Genomic DNA, 17,505 nt, shown 5'->3' with positions numbered 1-17,505 from the left:
CCAGCGGCCGGCACTACCACAAACAAGAAAGGCGGCCCTGCGGCCGCCTTCTGTGAATCACTTGCCCTTGACGTGCTTCATCAAGCGCCGCTTGGCCTTGATCTGCCGCTCGGTGAGGACGTTCTTCTTGCCCTCGTACGGGTTGGTACCCTCGCGGAAGATGAAGCTCACCGGCGTGCCGATCAGCTTGAAGCGCTTGCGGAAGAAGTTCTCCAGGTAGCGCTTGTACGACTCCTGCAGTTCCTTCAGGCGGGTGCCGTGCACGATGAAGGTCGGCGGGTTGGAACCGGCCGGGTGCACGTAGCGCAGCTTGGAGACATGGCCGCGGATGGTCGGCGGCGGGTTGGTCTCGTAGGCCACTTCCAGCGCCTTGTTCACTTCGCTGGTGGTGAAGGTCTTGTTCGCCGATTCGTGCGCGCGGTGCACCGCACGGAACAGCTCGCGCAGGCCCGAGCCATGCTTGGCCGAGATGCGCACCGACTCGGCCCACGGCACGAAGCCCAGCTTCAGCGACAGCATGGTTTCGGCCTGCTCGCGCTGGTACTCGGTCAGGCCATCCCACTTGTTGATGGCGATCACCAGCGCGCGGCCGGCATCGAGCACGGCACCGAGCACGGTGGCGTCCTGGTCGGTCACGCCTTCGGTGGCGTCGAGCATCAGCACGGCCACCTGGCACTGCTCGATCGACTGCATGGTCTTGACCACCGAGAACTTCTCGACGACCTCGTCCACGCGTGAGCGACGGCGCAGGCCGGCGGTATCGATCAGGCGGTATTCGCGGCCATCACGTTCCAGGTCCACCGCGATCGAGTCACGGGTGGTGCCCGGCACGTCGGAGGCGATCATGCGCTCCTCGCCGAGGATGCGGTTGACCAGGGTCGACTTGCCCACGTTCGGGCGGCCGACGAAGGCGATGCGGATGCGGTTCGGATCGTTGTCCAGCTCTTCGCCGCTGCCTTCTTCCGGCAGGCGCTGGATCACTTCGTCCAGCAGGTCGTCCAGGCCCTGGCGATGCGCGGCCGACACGGTCAGCATCTCGCCGAAACCGTAACGGGCGAACTCGGAGCGGACGCTGTCCTCGTCGGTACCGTCGATCTTGTTGATCAGCAGCAGCGTCGGGCGCGACAGCTTGCGCAGCCAGGACAGGATCTCGTCGTCCAGCGCCGAGGTGCCCTCGCGGGCATCGACGACGAACAGGATCAGGTCCGCTTCGGCAGCCGCCGCACGCGCCTGGCGGGTGGTGGCACCGGCCAGGCCTTCGTCCTCACCGGCGATACCGCCGGTGTCCACGACCAGGAAATGGTTGTCCTCGTCGAGGCGGCAGACGCCGTAGTTGCGATCGCGGGTGACGCCGGGCTGGTCATGGACCAGGGCGTCACGCGTGCGGGTCAACGCATTGAAAATGGTCGACTTGCCGACATTCGGCCGTCCAACCAGGGCGACCAAAGGCAGCATCGCGATTACTCCGTATTAATTTGCCAACCGGAAGGCGGTCAGCTTGCCATCCACGTTCTGCACCAGCAGCACCCCGTCTGCGACGACCGGCTGGGCCAGCAGGGCATCACCACCGCTCTTTGCCCGTGCCGCCATCGCACCATCGGAGGTCTGCAACCAGTGCACGTATCCCTTGTAGTCGCCGACCACCACGTAGTCGCCCTGCAGCGCTGGGCCGGTCAGCGAACGACGGGCCAAGGCGGTCTGCGACCACATCGCTGCGCCGCTGGCCTTGTCCAGGCCGAACACGCCGCCCTTGTTGTCGGTGACGAACACATTGCCCGACGACACCGCCACGCCACCTGCACCGCCATGGTCGCGCGCCCACAGCGGGCGACCGGTCGGGCCTTCGATGGCCATGGTCTGGTTCTTGAAGCTGCTCACGTAGAGGGTGTTGCCCTCCAGCACCGGCGCGCCATCGACGTCAGCCATGCGCTCCAGCTCGGTACGGCCTTCGCCGTTGCCCAGGTTCTGCTCCCACAGGGTGCGGCCATCCTGCTGGGCCAGGGCGGCAACCGCGCCCTCGTCCTTGCCGATGAACAGCACGCCCGGACCGGTCACCACCGGCGCGTTGCCGCGCACGGTCAGCGCCGGCAGCTCGCTCGGGTTGAACCACTTCTGGGTGCCGTTGCCGGCATCGAAGGCGGTGACGCGGCCATCGTTGCTGCGCACGTAGACCAGGCCCTGGGCCACGGCCGGCGCGGCAATGACTTCACCCGGGACACGGGCGCGCCACTTCTCGCTGCCGTCGTTGATGTCCAGCGCGATGACCTGGCCGTCCAGCGTGCCGATCACGACCAGGTTCTCACCGACACCCGGGCCGCCGGACAGGCGCAGCTTGGCCTTCTTCTTTTCCTTCTTCGGCTCCCAGGTCCAGACCTTCTTGCCGGTCTGCAGGTCGATGGCGTGCACGCCACCGGTGATCGCCGCAGCGAACACGTGGCCGTTGGCGACCGCCGGGCCCTGGCGCACACCGATGCGGCGCTCGCCCTTGCCGAGGTTGACCGACCAGACCTTGCTGACCTTCACGGTCGGCTCGAACTTGACCAGCTCAGCCGGTTCCTGTGCCTTCTTCGCGGCCGCGTCCTTGCCGGCGAACCAGCCCTTCATGGTGCTGCAGCCGGTCAGGGCCATGCCCATCAGGAGCACGGTGGCGACGCGGGTGATCATGACCTTCTGACTCATCAAACCGACTCCGCAGGGGCGGCGACGGTGCCGCCGGCGTCCATAACCTTGGTTTCCAGCAGGCGCCGCTGCGGCGCTGCCACGTCCAGCGTCTTCAGCGCCTTCTCGTACTGTGCACGGGCCTCATCACGCTTGCCCTGCGCCATCAGCGCATCGCCATGGATTTCCAGGCTGCTGCTGTCGGTGGCGCTGCCCAGCAGCTTGATGGCCTCGTCGCTCTTGCCGGTGGCCACCAGCAGGCGGGCCACGCGCTGGTCAACCACGCGCTGCAGGTCGCCTTCGACCTTCACATTGCGCAGGGTCGCCAGCGCTTCTTCGTTCTTGCCAGCGTCGACCTGGGCCTTGGCCAGCTGCAGCGCCGCGAGGTCGCCGTAGATGCTGGACGGGCCGGCTTCGAGCGCCTTGACCGCCTTGGCGGCGTCGTCAAGCTTGTTCTGCTGCAGGCCCTGCAGGGCCTTCTGGTACTCGACATTGGCCGAGGCCAGCTTGCCGCCCTGATCCTTCTGGTACCACTGCCAGCCGGCAATGGCACCGATGGCGATGACTACGCCACCGAGGATGCTGGCGCCATTCTTCCGCAGCCAGCTGCGGACGCGTTCACTTTGTTCGTGCTCGTCGAGCAGATCGTCGATCGCCATGCGTACTCTCGCCCCGCCCATCGGGAGGGACCATTGGGATTATCGAAGGTGGTGAAACCGCGCCTCAGTGCGAAACCGGGACCACGGAGCCTTCAGAGGATACCTGAAAGCGTGCCACGTTGGCTCGCTGGTAGGGGGTCAGATCGACGATAGCGCCGTTCTGCTGAACCTGGACCGCCGAGGCGTTGCCCAGGGTCACCCGGGTCACCTGGCCCGGCGTGAAGCTGCGGGTTTCGCCGGACCTGATCAGCGCCTTCTCGACGGTGCTGCCGTCCGGGCCGCCGATGTCGACCCAGCTGTCGCCGCTGAACTGCATTTCGAGCGTGTTGCCAGCCGCTGCCGGGGCCGGGGCCGGACGCGGCACCGGCGCCAGCGAGGCCACGTACGGGGTGGCGGCCGGCTTGCTGGCCGGGGCGGTGGCCGTGTCAGCCGGGGCCGCGGCGTCGGTACCGGCGGCGGCCGGGGTCACCGGCACGGCGGCCGGGATCGCATCCAGCGAGGCGGTGTTCGGCGACGGAGTGGCGCTGTCGTCGAAATGGCCACGGGTGGCGAACCACACCGGCACTGCCAGGACTGCGGTGATGCCGACATACAGCACGCGCCGGCCGAGGTTCTCGGCGATGCGGCGCGCACGCGGGGTATGGGTATGACTGACCAGAGTGGGCGGAACCACCGGGCCGACCTGGGCCTGTTCCAGCAGCTGGCCCACGTCCACGTCGAGCAGGCGCGCATAGCTGCGCAGCTGGCCACGCACGAACACCGGCGCCCCCAGCTTCTGCCATTGTTCCTCTTCCAGCGACCTGACCACCTGGACCGGCATGCGCAGACGCGAGCCGACATCTTCGAGGGTCAGTCCGGCCGCTTCACGGGCCTGGCGCAGGCGGGTGCCGCAGCCGGCCGCAGTCTCGAGAGCGCTCACAGTCTGGTCATCAATCACAATGCATCAACCCTGGAGTTAGGAGCCCGCTTCCTGCGGAAATTCCTGTCGAATCCGCTGCAGATAACGATCAGATGCCGCCCGATCGCCCAGCTTCACTTCGATTTGAGACGCAAGTTGTAACACGGAACGCGTTGCGGGTGCAGCCGCAATCCTACGTTCGGCGAAGGCCCGGGCCTCCATGTAGCGGCCCTGGCGGTAGCTCAGCTGGGCCATCGACTCCAGCGCGACCGGGTTGGCCGGGGCCGCCACGAGCGCCGCACGCAGGTCGCGTTCGGCACGTTCAAGCTGGCCCGCATCCAGTGCGCAACTGCCGGCATTGGCCTGCGCTTCGCCCGGGGTGGGATAGCCCGGCGCCTGCAGCGCGCGGTCGAACCAGACCAGCGATTCGGCCGGCCGGCCCTGCTGGCACAGCCAGGCACCGTAGTTGTTGAGCACGTCGCCGCGCTGCGGCGCCAGTTCGGCGGCCTTGCGGAAGTTCTCGCCGGCCTGGCGGGTGCGGCCACGACGGTCGTCGATACCGGCCTGCAGCACCAGCGCGTCAGGGGCCTCGGGCGCCAGTTTCAGCGCGTCGCGCACCTTGTGCTCGGCGGCATCGAGGTTGCCGAGCTGCATGTCGCGGGTCGCCAGCGTCAGCAGGTCGCGCCAGCGCACTTCGCGCCGGACGCTTTCCGGGTCACCGACCGAATAGACCGGGGCCTGGCTCGGGCCGAGCTTGGCCTTGGGATGGGATTTGCAGCCACCGACCGCGACGGCCAGCACGCCTGCGCACAGCACCAGCCAGAGGCGGTCAGGCTGCGGCATCGCTCCCCTTCCCCGCCTGCAGCGTCTTGTTGAACTCCGCCTGGCGGCGGGTGCGGTCCATCACCTGGCCCTTGAGCTGGCCACAGGCGGCGTCGATGTCGTCGCCACGGGTGCGGCGCACCATGGTCAGCACGTTGCTGTCGAGCAGGATCTTCTGGAAGGCGCGGATGTTGGCCTCCTCGGAACGCTCGTAGCGGGTGCCCGGGAACGGATTGAACGGGATCAGGTTGACCTTGCCCGAATCCTTGGCCTGCACCGCGTTGTCGAACTGGCGCATCAGGCGCGCCAGCTCGCGGGCATGCTCGGGCTTGTCGTTGATGCCCTTCATCAGCGTGTATTCGAAGGTGACCGATTCGCGGCGCTTGTTGGCGCGCAGGTAGCGGGCGCAGGAGGCCATCAGCTCGGCGATCGGGTACTTCTTGTTGAGCGGCACCAGGGTCTCGCGCAGCGCGTCGTTCGGCGCATGCAGCGACACCGCCAGCGACACGTCGCTCTCGGCGGACAGGCGGTCGATCTGCGGCACCAGGCCGGAGGTCGACAGGGTCACGCGCTTGTTGGCCAGGCCGTAGCCCAGGTCGTCGCGCATCACGCTCATGGCGCGCACGACGTTGTCGAAATTCATCAGCGGCTCGCCCATGCCCATCATCACCACGTTGGTGAGGCGGCGCATCTGGTGCGGCACGTTGCCCAGGTGGCGCGCGGCGACCCACACCTGGCCGATGATCTCGGCGGTGGTCAGGTTGCGGTTGAAGCCCTGGGTGGCGGTGGAGCAGAACGTGCAGTTCAGGCCGCAGCCGACCTGCGAGGACACGCACAGCGTGCCGCGGGTCTTGTCCGGGATGTACACGGTCTCGATGGCGTTCTTGCCATCCACGCCCATCGCCAGCAGCCACTTGTGGGTGCCGTCGGCGGAGGGCTTGTCGAACACGATGTTGGGGACAACGACCTCGGCATGGGCCTGCAGCTTGGCGCGCAGGACCTTGCCGAGATCGGTCATTTCATCGAAGTCGGTGACGTAGCGATGGTGGATCCACTTCATCACCTGGTGGGCACGGAACTTCTTTTCGCCGAGAACCTCGACGAAGAACTTCTCCAGGCCCGCGCGATCGAGGTCGAGCAGGTTCTGCTTGCCAGCCGTGGGTGCCGACTTCGGCAGCGGCTGGATGGCGGGGGACTGTACGACCTCGTTCACGGCATTACTCTCAGCGCGAGACGACTTCGGTGGCGGCGAAGAAGTAGGCGATTTCAATCGCGGCATTCTCGACCGAGTCCGAGCCGTGGGCGGCGTTGGCATCGATGGATTCGGCGAAGTCGGCGCGGATGGTGCCCGGCGCGGCTTCCTTCGGGTTGGTGGCGCCCAGCAGGTCGCGGTGGGCCAGGACGGCGTTCTCGCCTTCCAGGGCCTGGATCATCACCGGGCCGGAGATCATGAACTCGACCAGCGCGTTGAAGAACGGACGCTCGCGGTGCACGGCGTAGAAGCCTTCGGCTTCACGGCGCGACAGCTGCTTGTACTTGGCGGCCACGACCTTCAGGCCGGCCTTCTCGAAGCGGGCGTAGATTTCGCCGATGACGTTCTTGGCAACGGCGTCCGGCTTGATGATCGAAAGGGTGCGCTCCAGCGCCATGGGATGTCTCCAATGGAATCGGGCCGCTGATGGCCCGAAGGGTAACATGAAAAAAACCCGCGTCGGGACGCGGGCTTAGCCTGATAAACGTAGGCGAATTGTAAAAGATAAAGCGCTGGCGTGGTAGTGCCGGCCGCTGGCCGGCATTGGGCGCCATTCAACCTCGGGGCTGCCGGCCAGCGGCCGGCCCCACCCCATTCACCCACCTGAGTGAAATCTGACCGGACCGGTCGATTTTGCTGCACTGCAAAATGCCATACGCTACCGTCTGGTCCTAGTATCAAACAATCGTTTGATTAAGGTCTGCCCGCCGATGGCCAAACCCGCCCACTTCTCGACCAAGGACCGGATCCTCGGCGCGGCCGAGGAGCTGTTCGCACAGCACGGCTTCGCCGGTACCTCGCTGCGCCAGGTGACCAGCCAGGCCGACGTCAACATCGCAGCGGTCAACTACCACTTCGGCTCCAAGGAAAACCTTGTCAACGAGGTATTCCGCCGCCGCATGGACGAGATGACCGGCGCCCGTCTGGCGCAGCTCGAGCGCGCCCGCATCGAACACCCCGGGCAGCTGCGCCCGGTGCTGGCCGCCTTCGTCGAACCGGCACTGGCACTGGCCCAGGACCGCCAGAACGGCGGCGCCTTCGTGCGCGTGATCGCCCGCGCCTACGCCGAGAAGAACGACAACCTGCGCAAGTTCCTGTCCGACCACTACGGCCACGTGCTGCGTGCGTTCGGCAAGGCCATCGGCGAGTGCGTGCCCGGCCTGAGCAAGGAAGAGCTGTACTGGCGCCTGGACTTCCTGGCCGGTTCGCTCACCTATGCCATGGCCGACTTCGGGCTGATCAAGCGTCCCGCCGGTGTCACCGAAGCGGCGCATCGTGCCCATGCCGCCCACGAACTGATCCATTTCGCCGAAGCCGGGTTCCGCGCCTCCGCACGCGCCAGCGCCCTGCCCGCTTCCCTTGATTCCACCCAGTAACTGCTGACCAACAAAGGCCTTACACCATGTCCAATTCCCTGCTAGTCCGCCGCGCCGCCGTGCTGGGTGCCGGCGTCATGGGTGCCCAGATCGCCGCCCACCTCACCAACGCGGGCGTCGACACCGTGCTGTTCGACCTGCCTGCGAAGGAAGGCCCGGCCGACGGCATCGTGCTGAAGGCGATCGCCAACCTGGGCAAGCTGAGCCCGGCGCCGCTGGCCAGCAAGTCGCTGGCCGAAGCCATCACCCCGGCCAACTACGACTCCGGCCTGGAGCAGCTGAAGGACTGCGACCTGATCATCGAGGCCATCGCCGAGCGCATGGACTGGAAGCAGGACCTGTACAAGAAGATCGCGCCGTTCGTGGCCGACCACGCGGTGCTGGCCTCCAACACCTCCGGCCTGGGCATCAACAAGCTGGCCGACGTGCTGCCCGAGCAGCTGCGGCACCGCTTCTGCGGCGTGCACTTCTTCAACCCGCCGCGCTACATGCACCTGGCCGAGCTGATTCCGGCCACCACCACCGATGCCGCCGTGCTGGAAGGCCTGGAAGAATTCCTGGTCACCACCCTGGGCAAGGGCGTGGTGTACGCCAAGGACACCCCGAACTTCATCGGCAACCGCATCGGCGTGTTCTCGATCCTGTCGACCATCCACCACACCCAGCAGTTCGGCCTGGGCTTCGATGAAGTGGACGGTCTGACCGGTCCGCTGGTCGGCCGCCCGAAGTCGGCCACCTACCGCACCTCCGACGTGGTCGGCCTGGACACCATGGCCCACGTCATCAAGACCATGGGCGACACCCTGCCGAACGACCCGTGGCATGCATTCTTCAAGTCGCCGAAGTGGCTGGACGCGCTGATCGCCAAGGGCGCGCTGGGCCAGAAGACCGGTGCCGGCATCTTCCGCAAGGTCGGCAAGGACATCGTCGTGCTGGACCTGGAGAAGCAGGACTACCGCCCGGCCGATCGCACCGCCGCCCCGGAAGTGGTCGAGATCCTGAAGATCAAGAATCCGGCCGAGAAGTTCGCCAAGCTGCGCGAAAGCCAGCACCCGCAGGCGCAGTTCCTGTGGGCGACCTTCCGCGACCTGTTCCACTACAGCGCCTACCACCTGGCCGACATCGCCGAGACCGCGCGCGACGTCGACCTGGCCATCCGCTGGGGCTACGGCTGGTCGCTGGGCCCGTTCGAAACCTGGCAGGCCGCCGGCTGGAAGCAGGTGGCACAGTGGATCGCCGATGACATCGTCGCCGGCAAGAGCATGAGCAATGCGCCGCTGCCGGACTGGGTGTTCGATGGCCGCGACGGCGTGCATGCCGCCGAAGGCAGCTACAGCCCGTCGCGCAACGCCAAGCTGCCGCGCTCGTCGCTGCCGGTGTACCAGCGCCAGCGCTTCCCGGATCCGCTGCTGGGCGAGACCTTCGCGCCGGGCGAGACCGTGTTCGAGAACGACGGCCTGCGCATGTGGCATGACGGCGATGGCATCGCCGTGGTCAGCTTCAAGACCAAGATGAACACCGTGTCCGACCAGGTGCTGGACGGCCTGCAGGAATGCGTGAGCCGCGCCGAGAAGGACTTCCAGGGCCTGGTGATCTGGCAGCAGAAGGAACCCTTCTCCGCCGGTGCCGACCTGGCCGGTGCGCTGGGCCTGCTGCAGGCCGGCAAGGTTGACCAGTTCGAAGAAATGGTCGCCAACTTCCAGCGCACCAGCCAGCGCATCAAGTACTCGCTGGTGCCGGTGGTGGCCGCCGTGCGTGGCCTGGCCCTGGGTGGCGGCTGCGAGTTCCAGATGCACAGCGCCAAGACCGTGGCCTTCCTGGAAAGCTACATCGGCCTGGTCGAGGCCGGCGTCGGCCTGCTGCCGGCCGGTGGCGGCCTGAAGGAACTGGCCGTGCGCGCCTCGCAGGCCGCCGGCCCGGGTGGCGACGTGTTCGCCGAACTGAAGAAGACCTTCGAGACCGTGGCGATGGCCAAGGTGTCCAACTCGGCGGTCAACGCTAAGGAACTGGGCCTGCTGCGCAGCACCGACAAGGTGGTGTTCAACAGCTACGAGGCCCTGCACATCGCCAAGGCCGAAGCACGCGCCCTGGCCGAAGCGGGCTACCGTCCGCCGCTGCCGGCACGCCGCATCCAGGTGGCCGGTGACGTCGGCATCGCCACCTTCAAGATGATGCTGGTCAACATGCTGGAAGGCCGCTTCATCAGCCCGTACGACTACGAGATCGCCGAGCGCATCGCCACCGTGCTGTGCGGCGGCAAGGTCGATCGCGGCACCCTGGTCGACGAAGAGTGGCTGCTGACCCTGGAGCGCAAGCACTTCGTCGAACTGGCCCAGCAGGAAAAGACCCAGGCCCGCATCGCGCACATGCTGAAGACCGGCAAGCCGCTGCGGAACTGACGGAAGACATCGGTAGTGCCGGCCGCTGGCCGGCAACCTCTTCCAACCCCTATTCAAGAGATCATTGCAATGACCAAGCAAATCCAGGACGCCTACATCGTCGCCGCCACCCGCACCCCGGTTGGCAAGGCGCCCAAGGGCATGTTCCGCAACACCCGCCCCGACGACATGCTTGCGCACGTGCTGCGCAGCGTCGTCGCCCAGGCCCCGGGCGTGGACGTCAACCGCATCGATGACGCGATCATCGGCTGCGCCATGCCCGAAGCCGAGCAGGGCATGAACGTGGCGCGCATCGGCGTGCTGCTGGCCGGCCTGCCCAACACCATCGCCGCGCAGACCGTGAACCGCTTCTGCTCCTCCGGCCTGCAGGCCGTGGCGCAGGCCGCCGACGCGATCCGCCTGGGCAACGCCGACCTGATGCTGGCCGGCGGCACCGAGTCGATGTCGATGGTGCCGATGATGGGCAACAAGATCGCGATGGCACCGAGCGTGTTCGACAACGACCACGTGGCCATCGCCTACGGCATGGGCATCACCGCCGAAAAGGTGGCCGAAGAGTGGAAGGTCTCGCGCGAAGACCAGGACGCCTTCGCCCTGGCCTCGCACCAGAAGGCCATGGCCGCGATCCAGAACGGCGAATTCAAGGACGAGATCAGCCCGTACGAGATCGTTTCGCACCTGCCGGACCTGGCCGATGGCCAGCGCATCATCACCCGCAACAAGATCGCCGACACCGACGAAGGCCCGCGCCCGGATTCCTCGGCCGAAGGCCTGGCCAAGCTGCGCCCGGTGTTCCGCAACGGCCAGTTCGGCGGCACCGTCACCGCTGGCAACTCGTCGCAGATGAGCGACGGCGCCGGCGCCGTGCTGCTGGCCTCGGAGCAGGCGATCAAGGATTACGGCCTGACCCCGCTGGCGCGTTTCGTCAGCTTCTCGGTGGCCGGCGTGCGCCCGGAAGTGATGGGCATCGGCCCGATCGCCGCGATCCCGAAGGCACTGAAGCAGGCCGGCCTGACCCAGGACCAGCTGGACTGGATCGAGCTCAACGAAGCCTTCGCCGCGCAGTCGCTGGCGGTGATCCGCGACTGCGGCCTGGACCCGGCCAAGGTCAACCCGCTGGGCGGCGCGATCGCCCTGGGCCACCCGCTGGGCGCGACCGGTGCGATCCGCACCGCGACCCTGCTGCATGGCCTGCGTCGTCGCCAGCAGAAGTACGGCATGGTGACGATGTGCATCGGTACCGGCATGGGCGCGGCGGGTATTTTCGAGGCGCTGTAAGGTTCAAGGCGTTGCCGGCTGATTGCTGGCGGTGGGGCCCGGGTGGATGAGACTGCCCGGGACACGCCGTGAACCCGTCCCTGGGGGCTTGGCAGCGGCATCCATGCCGCTGACAGTCCCGGTCAGCCTCACCCACCCGTGCCATCCATCATTCCGCGCGGCGGAAGGGTGAGCAAAGGCAGGATCAAGAGCTGGGGTCAGAGCCCTTTGCTACGCAAAGGGATCCGACCCCACAAGCAACCCCACAAGCAAAAAAGGCAGCCATCGGCTGCCTTTTTTGCTTTTGCTCTTGCCCTTGATTCCGCCCTTCCCGTCCGCGCCCGCAGGAAACCTGACAGGCGGGACGGGTGGGCCGTTGCAGGACCGTTGGCGCCATGGATGGCGCCATCGAGCCCCCATGGACGGGTTTACGGCGTGTCCTGCAACGGCCCACCCGTCCCGCCCATCACGTATCAATCAAAGCGCTGACGGAGCGCTTGATAAACCCCTTATTCCGCCAGCATCGCCGCCAGCTTCTCCCGCGCCGGGCCGGCCAGCTTCGGGTTGTCCAGCGCGAAGCGGATCGTCGCCTCCACCAGGCCCAGATGCGTGCCGCAGTCGAAACGGGTGCCCTCGAAACGATAGGCGTCGACCTCTTCGGTCTTCAGCAGCTCGGCAATCGCATCGGTCAGCTGGATCTCGCCGCCGGCACCGGTCTGGGTCTGTTCCAGCAGTTCGAAGATCTTCGGGCTCAGTACATAACGGCCGACCACCGCCAGGTCGCTCGGCGCGTCCTCCGGCTTCGGCTTCTCGACGATCTGCGAAATGCGGCCCTTGCGGCCATCGAACGCCTCGGTGGCGACGATGCCGTAGCTGGCGGTCTTCTCGTGCGGCACGTCTTCCACCGCAATCACGCTGGCACCGCTGGCCTCATTGAGGTCGGCCATCTGCTTCAGTGCACCGGCACCGCGGTTCCAGATCAGATCGTCGGGCAGCAGCACCGCGAACGGCTCGTCGCCGATCACGGCCTTGGCGCACAACACCGCATGCCCCAGGCCCAGTGCCTCGGCCTGGGTCACGAAAATCGCGCGCACGCCATTGGGCAGCACGTGCCGGATCAGCTCCAGCTGCTCCTGCTTGCCGGCGCGCTCGAGCTTCTGCTCCAGCTCGTAGGCCTTGTCGAAATAGTCGGCCACCGCGTGCTTGTAGCGGTTGGTGATGAACACCAGGGTGTCGCAGCCGGCCTCGATGGCTTCATCCACGGCGTACTGGATCAGCGGCCGATCAATGATCGGCAGCATCTCCTTCGGCACAGTCTTGGTTGCTGGCAGAAAACGCGTCCCCAGCCCTGCCACCGGGAATACTGCCTTGCGAATTCGCTTGCTCATTGGTGCCTGTTCGCCTCACGTGCCGGAAAGGGCACGACTTTAGCGGATGAAATGTAAGCATCCTGTTCGATTGGCGAGAATTCCGGCATCGTCGCAAACAGGATTTCCTGGATGCTGGCCGTGTCGTAGCTGGCAATCGCCTCACGCAGGCGCGGCACGTTGCCCAGCACCAGGTCGCGCGAGAACGCACGCACGCCAGCCTCGAGAATCTTGGGGTGCGCGGTCGAACGGTAGTCCTCGTCCGAATAGAACAGCGTCTCGTGCAGTTTCTCGCCCGGACGCAGGCCGGTATAGATGATCGGGATGTCCTTGTACGGCTGCTTGCCGGTCAGGCGGATCATCTGTTCGGCCAGCACGCGGATCGGCACCGGCTCACCCATGTCGAGCGTGTAGATCGCGCCATGCGACGCGGAGGCGGCCGCCTGCAGGATCAGCTGGCAGGCCTCGGGAATGGTCATGAAGTAACGGCTGACTTCCGGATCGGTGACCGTGACCGGGCCACCGCGCAGGATCTGCTCGCGGAACAGCGGCACCACGCTGCCGGCCGACGCCAGCACGTTGCCGAAGCGCACCGTGACAAAACGGGTATGCGTGGACTTCTGGTCCAGGCTCTGGCAGATCATCTCGGCGTAGCGCTTGCTCGCGCCCAGCGCATTGACCGGGTCGACCGCCTTGTCGGTGGAGATGAACACGAAATGCTCCACGCGGGCTTCCAGGCAGGCGCGGGCCACGTTCTCGGTCGCCAGGATGTTGTTGCGCACCGCTTCGCGCAGCTGGCGCTCCAGCACCGGGACGTGCTTGTAGGCGGCGGCATGGAAGGCGGTATCGACCGGGTGCAGCGACAGCGCGTGGCGGATCACCGCCGGGTCACCGCAGTCGCCCAGCACCGCCTCGATCTCGACATCGGGGAAGCTGCGACGCAGCTCGCCCTCGATGGTCAGCAGCAGCAGCTCGCTGATCTCCAGCAGGATGATGCGACCGGCACCATGCCGCGCGCACTGGCGGCACAGCTCCGAGCCGATCGAACCACCGGCGCCGGTCACCATCACGGTGCGCCCACCCAACCAGCCGCGGATCAGGTTCCAGTCCGGCATGATCGGCTTGCGCCCCAGCAGGTCCTCGATCGCCACTTCCTTCAGCTGCCCAGGCAGCGACTGGCCCTGCAGGATGTCACTCAGCTTGGGCACGGTACGGAACGGCACGCCGGTGCTTTCGCAGATCGCCACCACGCGCTGCATGCCCGCAGCATCCAACGAGGGCATGGCGATGACCAGCAGCTTGGCGGCAGTCTCGCGGACCACCGTCGGTGCGTCGTCCAGGGTGCCGAGGATCGGCAGGCCCTGCAGCTTGGCGCCACGCAGGTGCGGTGCATCGTCGAGCAGGCCGACCGGCTCGAAGTTGCCGGAACGGCGCAGGTCACGCACCAGGGTCTCGGCCGCCTGGCCGGCACCCAGGATCAGCACCCGGCGGGCGCTGGAATCGGACTGCAGCGCCTGGTAGTCCTTCCAGGCCCGGTACAGCAGGCGCGGCGCGCCCAGCAGGGCCGACAGCGCGAACGGATAGATCACCAGCACCGACATCGGCACGCCGTCGAAGCGCTTCCACATCAGCACCAGCACGATGGCCACCATGCCGATGAAGCTGGCCTTGAAGATGTTCAGCAGGTCGCTGACGCTGGCGAACCGCCACAGGCCGCGATACAGGCCCACGCGCCAGAACACCAGGCCCTGCAGCAGCAGCACCAGGGTGGTATCGACGTTCCACAGGGGCAGCGCCGGGGCGTTGGGGAGGATCGAGTAGCGCCCCGCATGGAGCAGCTGCCAGCATGCCCAGACCATGAAAAGGTCGTGGCAGACGATGGCCGAACGCGGCATCAGGCCGAGGATTCTGTCCCGCCAGGGTGAAGCCATAAGTCAGGTATTTCCTTGTCGGTAGCGCATTCCATTGCGCAGGAGGAGCCAGAGGACGCTCAGCGCGGTGAACCACGCGATCGCCACGGCAGCCTCCCACCTCGGCTGCAGATTGGAGCAGACATTGAACACTGTAATGCTGAACAGGCCTAAAGCAAAGTACATCCCTGTCACCTGGGGGTGACTGGCTCCTGCCTGCACCGCGCGCTGGTAGACGTGCTGGGTATGGGGTTCCATCCAGCGTTGTCCTGAAATGATGCGCGCCAGCAGTGTGAAGCCCGCGTCCACGAGGAACGGCGAAACCGGTACCAGCAGCAGGATCCAGTTGATATCGGTACGCACGCTGGCGAGCGCCAGCACGGCCGCGACCGCATAGCCCAGCGCTCCACTTCCGACATCGCCCATGAAGATCCGGGCCCGCGGGAAGTTGAACGGCAGGAATCCCAGGCAGGCCAGGCCCAGCGCCACCGCAGCCAGCGAGTACGGCCAGGGCAGCACCGGCGCCAGCCCCAGCATCGCTACGACGGCCTGGCTGGCGGCAATGCCGTTGATGCCGTCCATGAAATTCCAGATGTTGATCAGCGAGGCAGTGAACAGCAGCACCAGCGTGGCCAACAGCCAGCTTCCGCCGTTCACCTTGACCAGGCCGGCCAGCAGCGCCGCAGCGATGAAGTGCACCAGCAGGCGACGCATCGCCGGCAGGGGCTTGTGGTCGTCCCACCAGCCGATGCCGGCCACCAGCACCAGCCCAAGGCTGGCCACCAGCAAACTGGGAGTCGCTTCGGGCCAGGCCCACATGGCCACGCCAGCAGTCACCAGCAGGCTGATGACGATGGCGATGCCGCCACCGCGCGGGGTGGCAACGCTATGGCTGCGGCGTTCGCCGGGCTGGTCCATCAACTGCCGGCGCAATGCATAGCCGCGTGCCGCCCACGTCAGCAGCGCGCTCAGCAGGGCGAGCGCCAGCAGCGCGCCCATCACAAGCCAGGGCATGGATCAGAGCACCGCGTAATTCAGCAGCGGCTTGACCGTCCCCCACTCCTTGCAGCTCGGGCACTGCCAGTGGTGGGTGCGCGCGCCGAAGCCGCAGCGGGTGCAGCGATAGGCCGGGTTGCGCACCAGCAGCTGGTCGGTGATGTGCTTGAGGTCGTGCAGGGTGGCCGTGGAATCGGCGCCCTCGGCCAGGGTCAGGTCGATCAGCGCGGACTCGCCACGCACCGACGGACGATCCTTGAGCTGGCGGCCCAGGTAGGCACGCGCCGGCGCCACGCCCTCCTGCTCTTCCATCAGGCGCGTCAGCGCCAGTACCGGGGCGATGCCGCGGTAATGCTCGGTCATCTCCGACAGGAACGCGCGTGCGCCTGCCAGGTCGCCAACCTTGCGGTAGTTCTGCATCAAGGCCGGCAGCAGTTCCGGCAGGTATTCGGGATCGTTGCGCGCGGCGCGCTCGAAGGCGCGTACGGCCGCCTCCGGGTTGCCGGCGTCGGTCTCCAGGCGGCCCTCGATGATGCCGGCGCGCACCGACATCGCGTCGGCCTGGTAGGCCCGCGCAATCGCTGCCCTCGCCTCTTCCAGCTTGCCGGCGCCACGGAACCGCTCGGCCAGTTCGCATTCGAACTGCCCGATCAGCTTGCCCATCGGCTCGCCGGTGACATCCTCGAAACGGGTGGCGTTGTCGATCGCCTTTTCCCAGTCACGCTCGGCCTGGTAGATACCGATCAGGTGCTTGAGCGCCTGGGGGGCGCGCTGGTCCAGCTGCGCCAGCTCGGTGAACACGGTCTCGGCACGATCCAGCAGGCCGGACTTCATGTAGTCCTCGCCCAGCGCCAGCAGAGCCTGCACGCGCTGTGCATCACTGAGGTCGTGACGGTTGACCAGGCCCTGGTGCAGGCGGATGGCACGGTCGACTTCGCCGCGGCGGCGGAACAGGTGGCCCAGCGCGACCTGGGTCTCGAAGGTTTCCTTGTCCAGCTCGGCAATGTGCAGGAACAGCTCGATGGCCTTGTCCGGCTGCTCGTTGAGCAGGTAGTTCAGGCCCCGGAAATAGGTGCTCGACAGGCGGCTGACCTGGCTGTCACCGTGGCGTTGGCCGCCGCGACGTCCGATCACCCACCCGGCCAGTGCGGCCAGCGGAACGAACAGGAAGAACCAGAACCACTCGGTGACGAAATCCATCTTCGATCAACGTCCATCAAAAGATTGGTTGGAAGCGACCGGTGCCGGCGAAGCGACAGCGGACTTGTTGGCGCGGCGCAGCTGGCCGTAGAGCGGAATGACCACGCTCACCAGCACCAGCCCGGCACCGACCACCACACCGACCAGCAGCGCGGCGATCAGGGCCACGCCCACCGAGGTGTGCAGTTGGGTAAACAGCAGGTTGATCGACATCGCGGTCATGTTGACCGCACCAATGATCAACCCAAGGATCAGCACCGCCAGCAGGACCAGCAGACGAAAAACCTTCATGCGACAGCTCCAGTGGCAGGAGTCCGTAGCTTATCCGACTCGCGGCTGGATTCGCACGCGGTGGCGCGACGGCAGGCTCAGGCCGGATCGGCATCCAGCGGCAGCACGCTGCTGACCCGCTCGCGCAGTTCCTTGCCCGGCTTGAAATGGGGGACATGCTTGCCCGGCAGGGCAACCGATTCGCCGGTCTTCGGGTTGCGGCCCAGGCGCGGCGGACGATAGTGCAGCGAGAAGCTGCCAAAACCACGGATTTCGATGCGATCCCCGGCGGACAGCGATCCGCCCATCATTTCCAGCAACGACTTCACCGCCAGATCGACATCATCGGCCTTCAGGTGCGCCTGCCGGCGCGCAAGGATTTCGATCAGTTCGGATTTGGTCATCACCGGCTCACATCAGGGGCATCTCAGCCTGAAACGG

The 17,505-nt window shown here is 66.5% G+C and carries 16 protein-coding genes; 3 read left to right on the top strand and 13 right to left on the bottom strand.

Annotated elements, in window-relative coordinates; translation table 11 throughout:
* Positions 1-57: 57 nt before the first annotated feature.
* From der to ndk, 7 genes are all read right to left on the bottom strand, one after another.
* Complete coding sequence (der, locus tag AC5P9C_RS11745; RefSeq protein ID WP_057494082.1) at positions 58-1,455, bottom strand: ribosome biogenesis GTPase Der; 1,398 nt, start codon at positions 1,453-1,455, stop codon at positions 58-60.
* A 15-nt stretch (positions 1,456-1,470) separates the two neighbouring features.
* Positions 1,471-2,679, bottom strand: coding sequence for an outer membrane protein assembly factor BamB (gene bamB, locus AC5P9C_RS11740; RefSeq protein ID WP_049464719.1), 1,209 nt, complete (start codon positions 2,677-2,679; stop codon positions 1,471-1,473).
* Positions 2,679-3,317 (bottom strand): YfgM family protein, encoded by a 639-nt coding sequence (locus tag AC5P9C_RS11735; RefSeq protein ID WP_014646859.1) that lies wholly within the window; start codon positions 3,315-3,317, stop codon positions 2,679-2,681. Before AC5P9C_RS11735 ends, bamB begins: the two co-directional genes overlap by 1 nt.
* 64 nt (positions 3,318-3,381) lie before the next feature.
* Positions 3,382-4,254, bottom strand: coding sequence for a RodZ domain-containing protein (locus tag AC5P9C_RS11730; protein ID WP_414615341.1), 873 nt, complete (start codon positions 4,252-4,254; stop codon positions 3,382-3,384).
* A gap of 18 nt (positions 4,255-4,272) precedes the next feature.
* Positions 4,273-5,058, bottom strand: a complete 786-nt coding sequence (pilW, locus tag AC5P9C_RS11725; protein WP_313227422.1) for a type IV pilus biogenesis/stability protein PilW — start codon at positions 5,056-5,058, stop codon at positions 4,273-4,275.
* Positions 5,045-6,250: a dual-specificity RNA methyltransferase RlmN gene (gene rlmN, locus AC5P9C_RS11720; protein ID WP_049464712.1), complete on the bottom strand. Its 1,206-nt coding sequence runs from the start codon at positions 6,248-6,250 to the stop codon at positions 5,045-5,047. Before rlmN ends, pilW begins: the two co-directional genes overlap by 14 nt.
* Positions 6,251-6,260: 10 nt before the next feature.
* Entirely contained in the window at positions 6,261-6,686 is a 426-nt protein-coding gene (gene ndk / locus AC5P9C_RS11715) for a nucleoside-diphosphate kinase (RefSeq protein ID WP_005409295.1), read from the bottom strand.
* A 313-nt stretch (positions 6,687-6,999) separates the two neighbouring features.
* Between ndk and AC5P9C_RS11710 the strand changes: the two genes are divergently transcribed.
* From AC5P9C_RS11710 to AC5P9C_RS11700, 3 genes are all read left to right on the top strand, one after another.
* Positions 7,000-7,665 (top strand): TetR/AcrR family transcriptional regulator, encoded by a 666-nt coding sequence (locus tag AC5P9C_RS11710; protein ID WP_343542570.1) that lies wholly within the window; start codon positions 7,000-7,002, stop codon positions 7,663-7,665.
* A 26-nt stretch (positions 7,666-7,691) separates the two neighbouring features.
* A complete protein-coding gene (locus tag AC5P9C_RS11705; protein WP_049464708.1) occupies positions 7,692-10,064 on the top strand; it encodes a 3-hydroxyacyl-CoA dehydrogenase/enoyl-CoA hydratase family protein in 2,373 nt (790 codons plus the stop codon).
* A 69-nt stretch (positions 10,065-10,133) separates the two neighbouring features.
* Entirely contained in the window at positions 10,134-11,342 is a 1,209-nt protein-coding gene (locus AC5P9C_RS11700; protein WP_019661304.1) for an acetyl-CoA C-acyltransferase, read from the top strand.
* Between the two features lie 488 nt (positions 11,343-11,830).
* Here AC5P9C_RS11700 and galU read toward each other — a convergent pair whose 3' ends face one another.
* The 6 genes from galU to AC5P9C_RS11670 all read right to left on the bottom strand — a co-directional run bounded on the left by galU (position 11,831) and on the right by AC5P9C_RS11670 (position 17,468).
* Positions 11,831-12,709, bottom strand: coding sequence for a UTP--glucose-1-phosphate uridylyltransferase GalU (galU, locus tag AC5P9C_RS11695; RefSeq protein ID WP_032954121.1), 879 nt, complete (start codon positions 12,707-12,709; stop codon positions 11,831-11,833).
* Positions 12,706-14,619 carry a polysaccharide biosynthesis protein gene (locus AC5P9C_RS11690; RefSeq protein ID WP_049464485.1) on the bottom strand — a complete coding sequence of 638 codons (1,914 nt, stop codon included), beginning with the start codon at positions 14,617-14,619 and terminating at the stop codon, positions 12,706-12,708. The genes galU and AC5P9C_RS11690 overlap by 4 nt, the downstream gene beginning before the upstream one ends.
* Positions 14,620-14,622: 3 nt before the next feature.
* Positions 14,623-15,612 carry an MraY family glycosyltransferase gene (locus AC5P9C_RS11685; protein WP_049464484.1) on the bottom strand — a complete coding sequence of 330 codons (990 nt, stop codon included), beginning with the start codon at positions 15,610-15,612 and terminating at the stop codon, positions 14,623-14,625.
* 3 nt (positions 15,613-15,615) lie between these two features.
* Complete coding sequence (lapB, locus tag AC5P9C_RS11680; RefSeq protein WP_005416232.1) at positions 15,616-16,794, bottom strand: lipopolysaccharide assembly protein LapB; 1,179 nt, start codon at positions 16,792-16,794, stop codon at positions 15,616-15,618.
* A 6-nt stretch (positions 16,795-16,800) separates the two neighbouring features.
* Complete coding sequence (locus AC5P9C_RS11675) at positions 16,801-17,085, bottom strand: lipopolysaccharide assembly protein LapA domain-containing protein (protein WP_049464482.1); 285 nt, start codon at positions 17,083-17,085, stop codon at positions 16,801-16,803.
* A 77-nt stretch (positions 17,086-17,162) separates the two neighbouring features.
* The gene (locus tag AC5P9C_RS11670; RefSeq protein ID WP_005409286.1) at positions 17,163-17,468 is read right to left on the bottom strand and encodes an integration host factor subunit beta; all 306 of its coding nucleotides are present in this window, start codon (positions 17,466-17,468) and stop codon (positions 17,163-17,165) included.
* Between the last annotated feature and the right edge of the window lie 37 nt (positions 17,469-17,505).

Source organism: Stenotrophomonas sp. YJH_SMC_10 (genome assembly GCF_059371555.1).
This window is presented reverse-complemented; position numbering and strand designations above follow the sequence as displayed.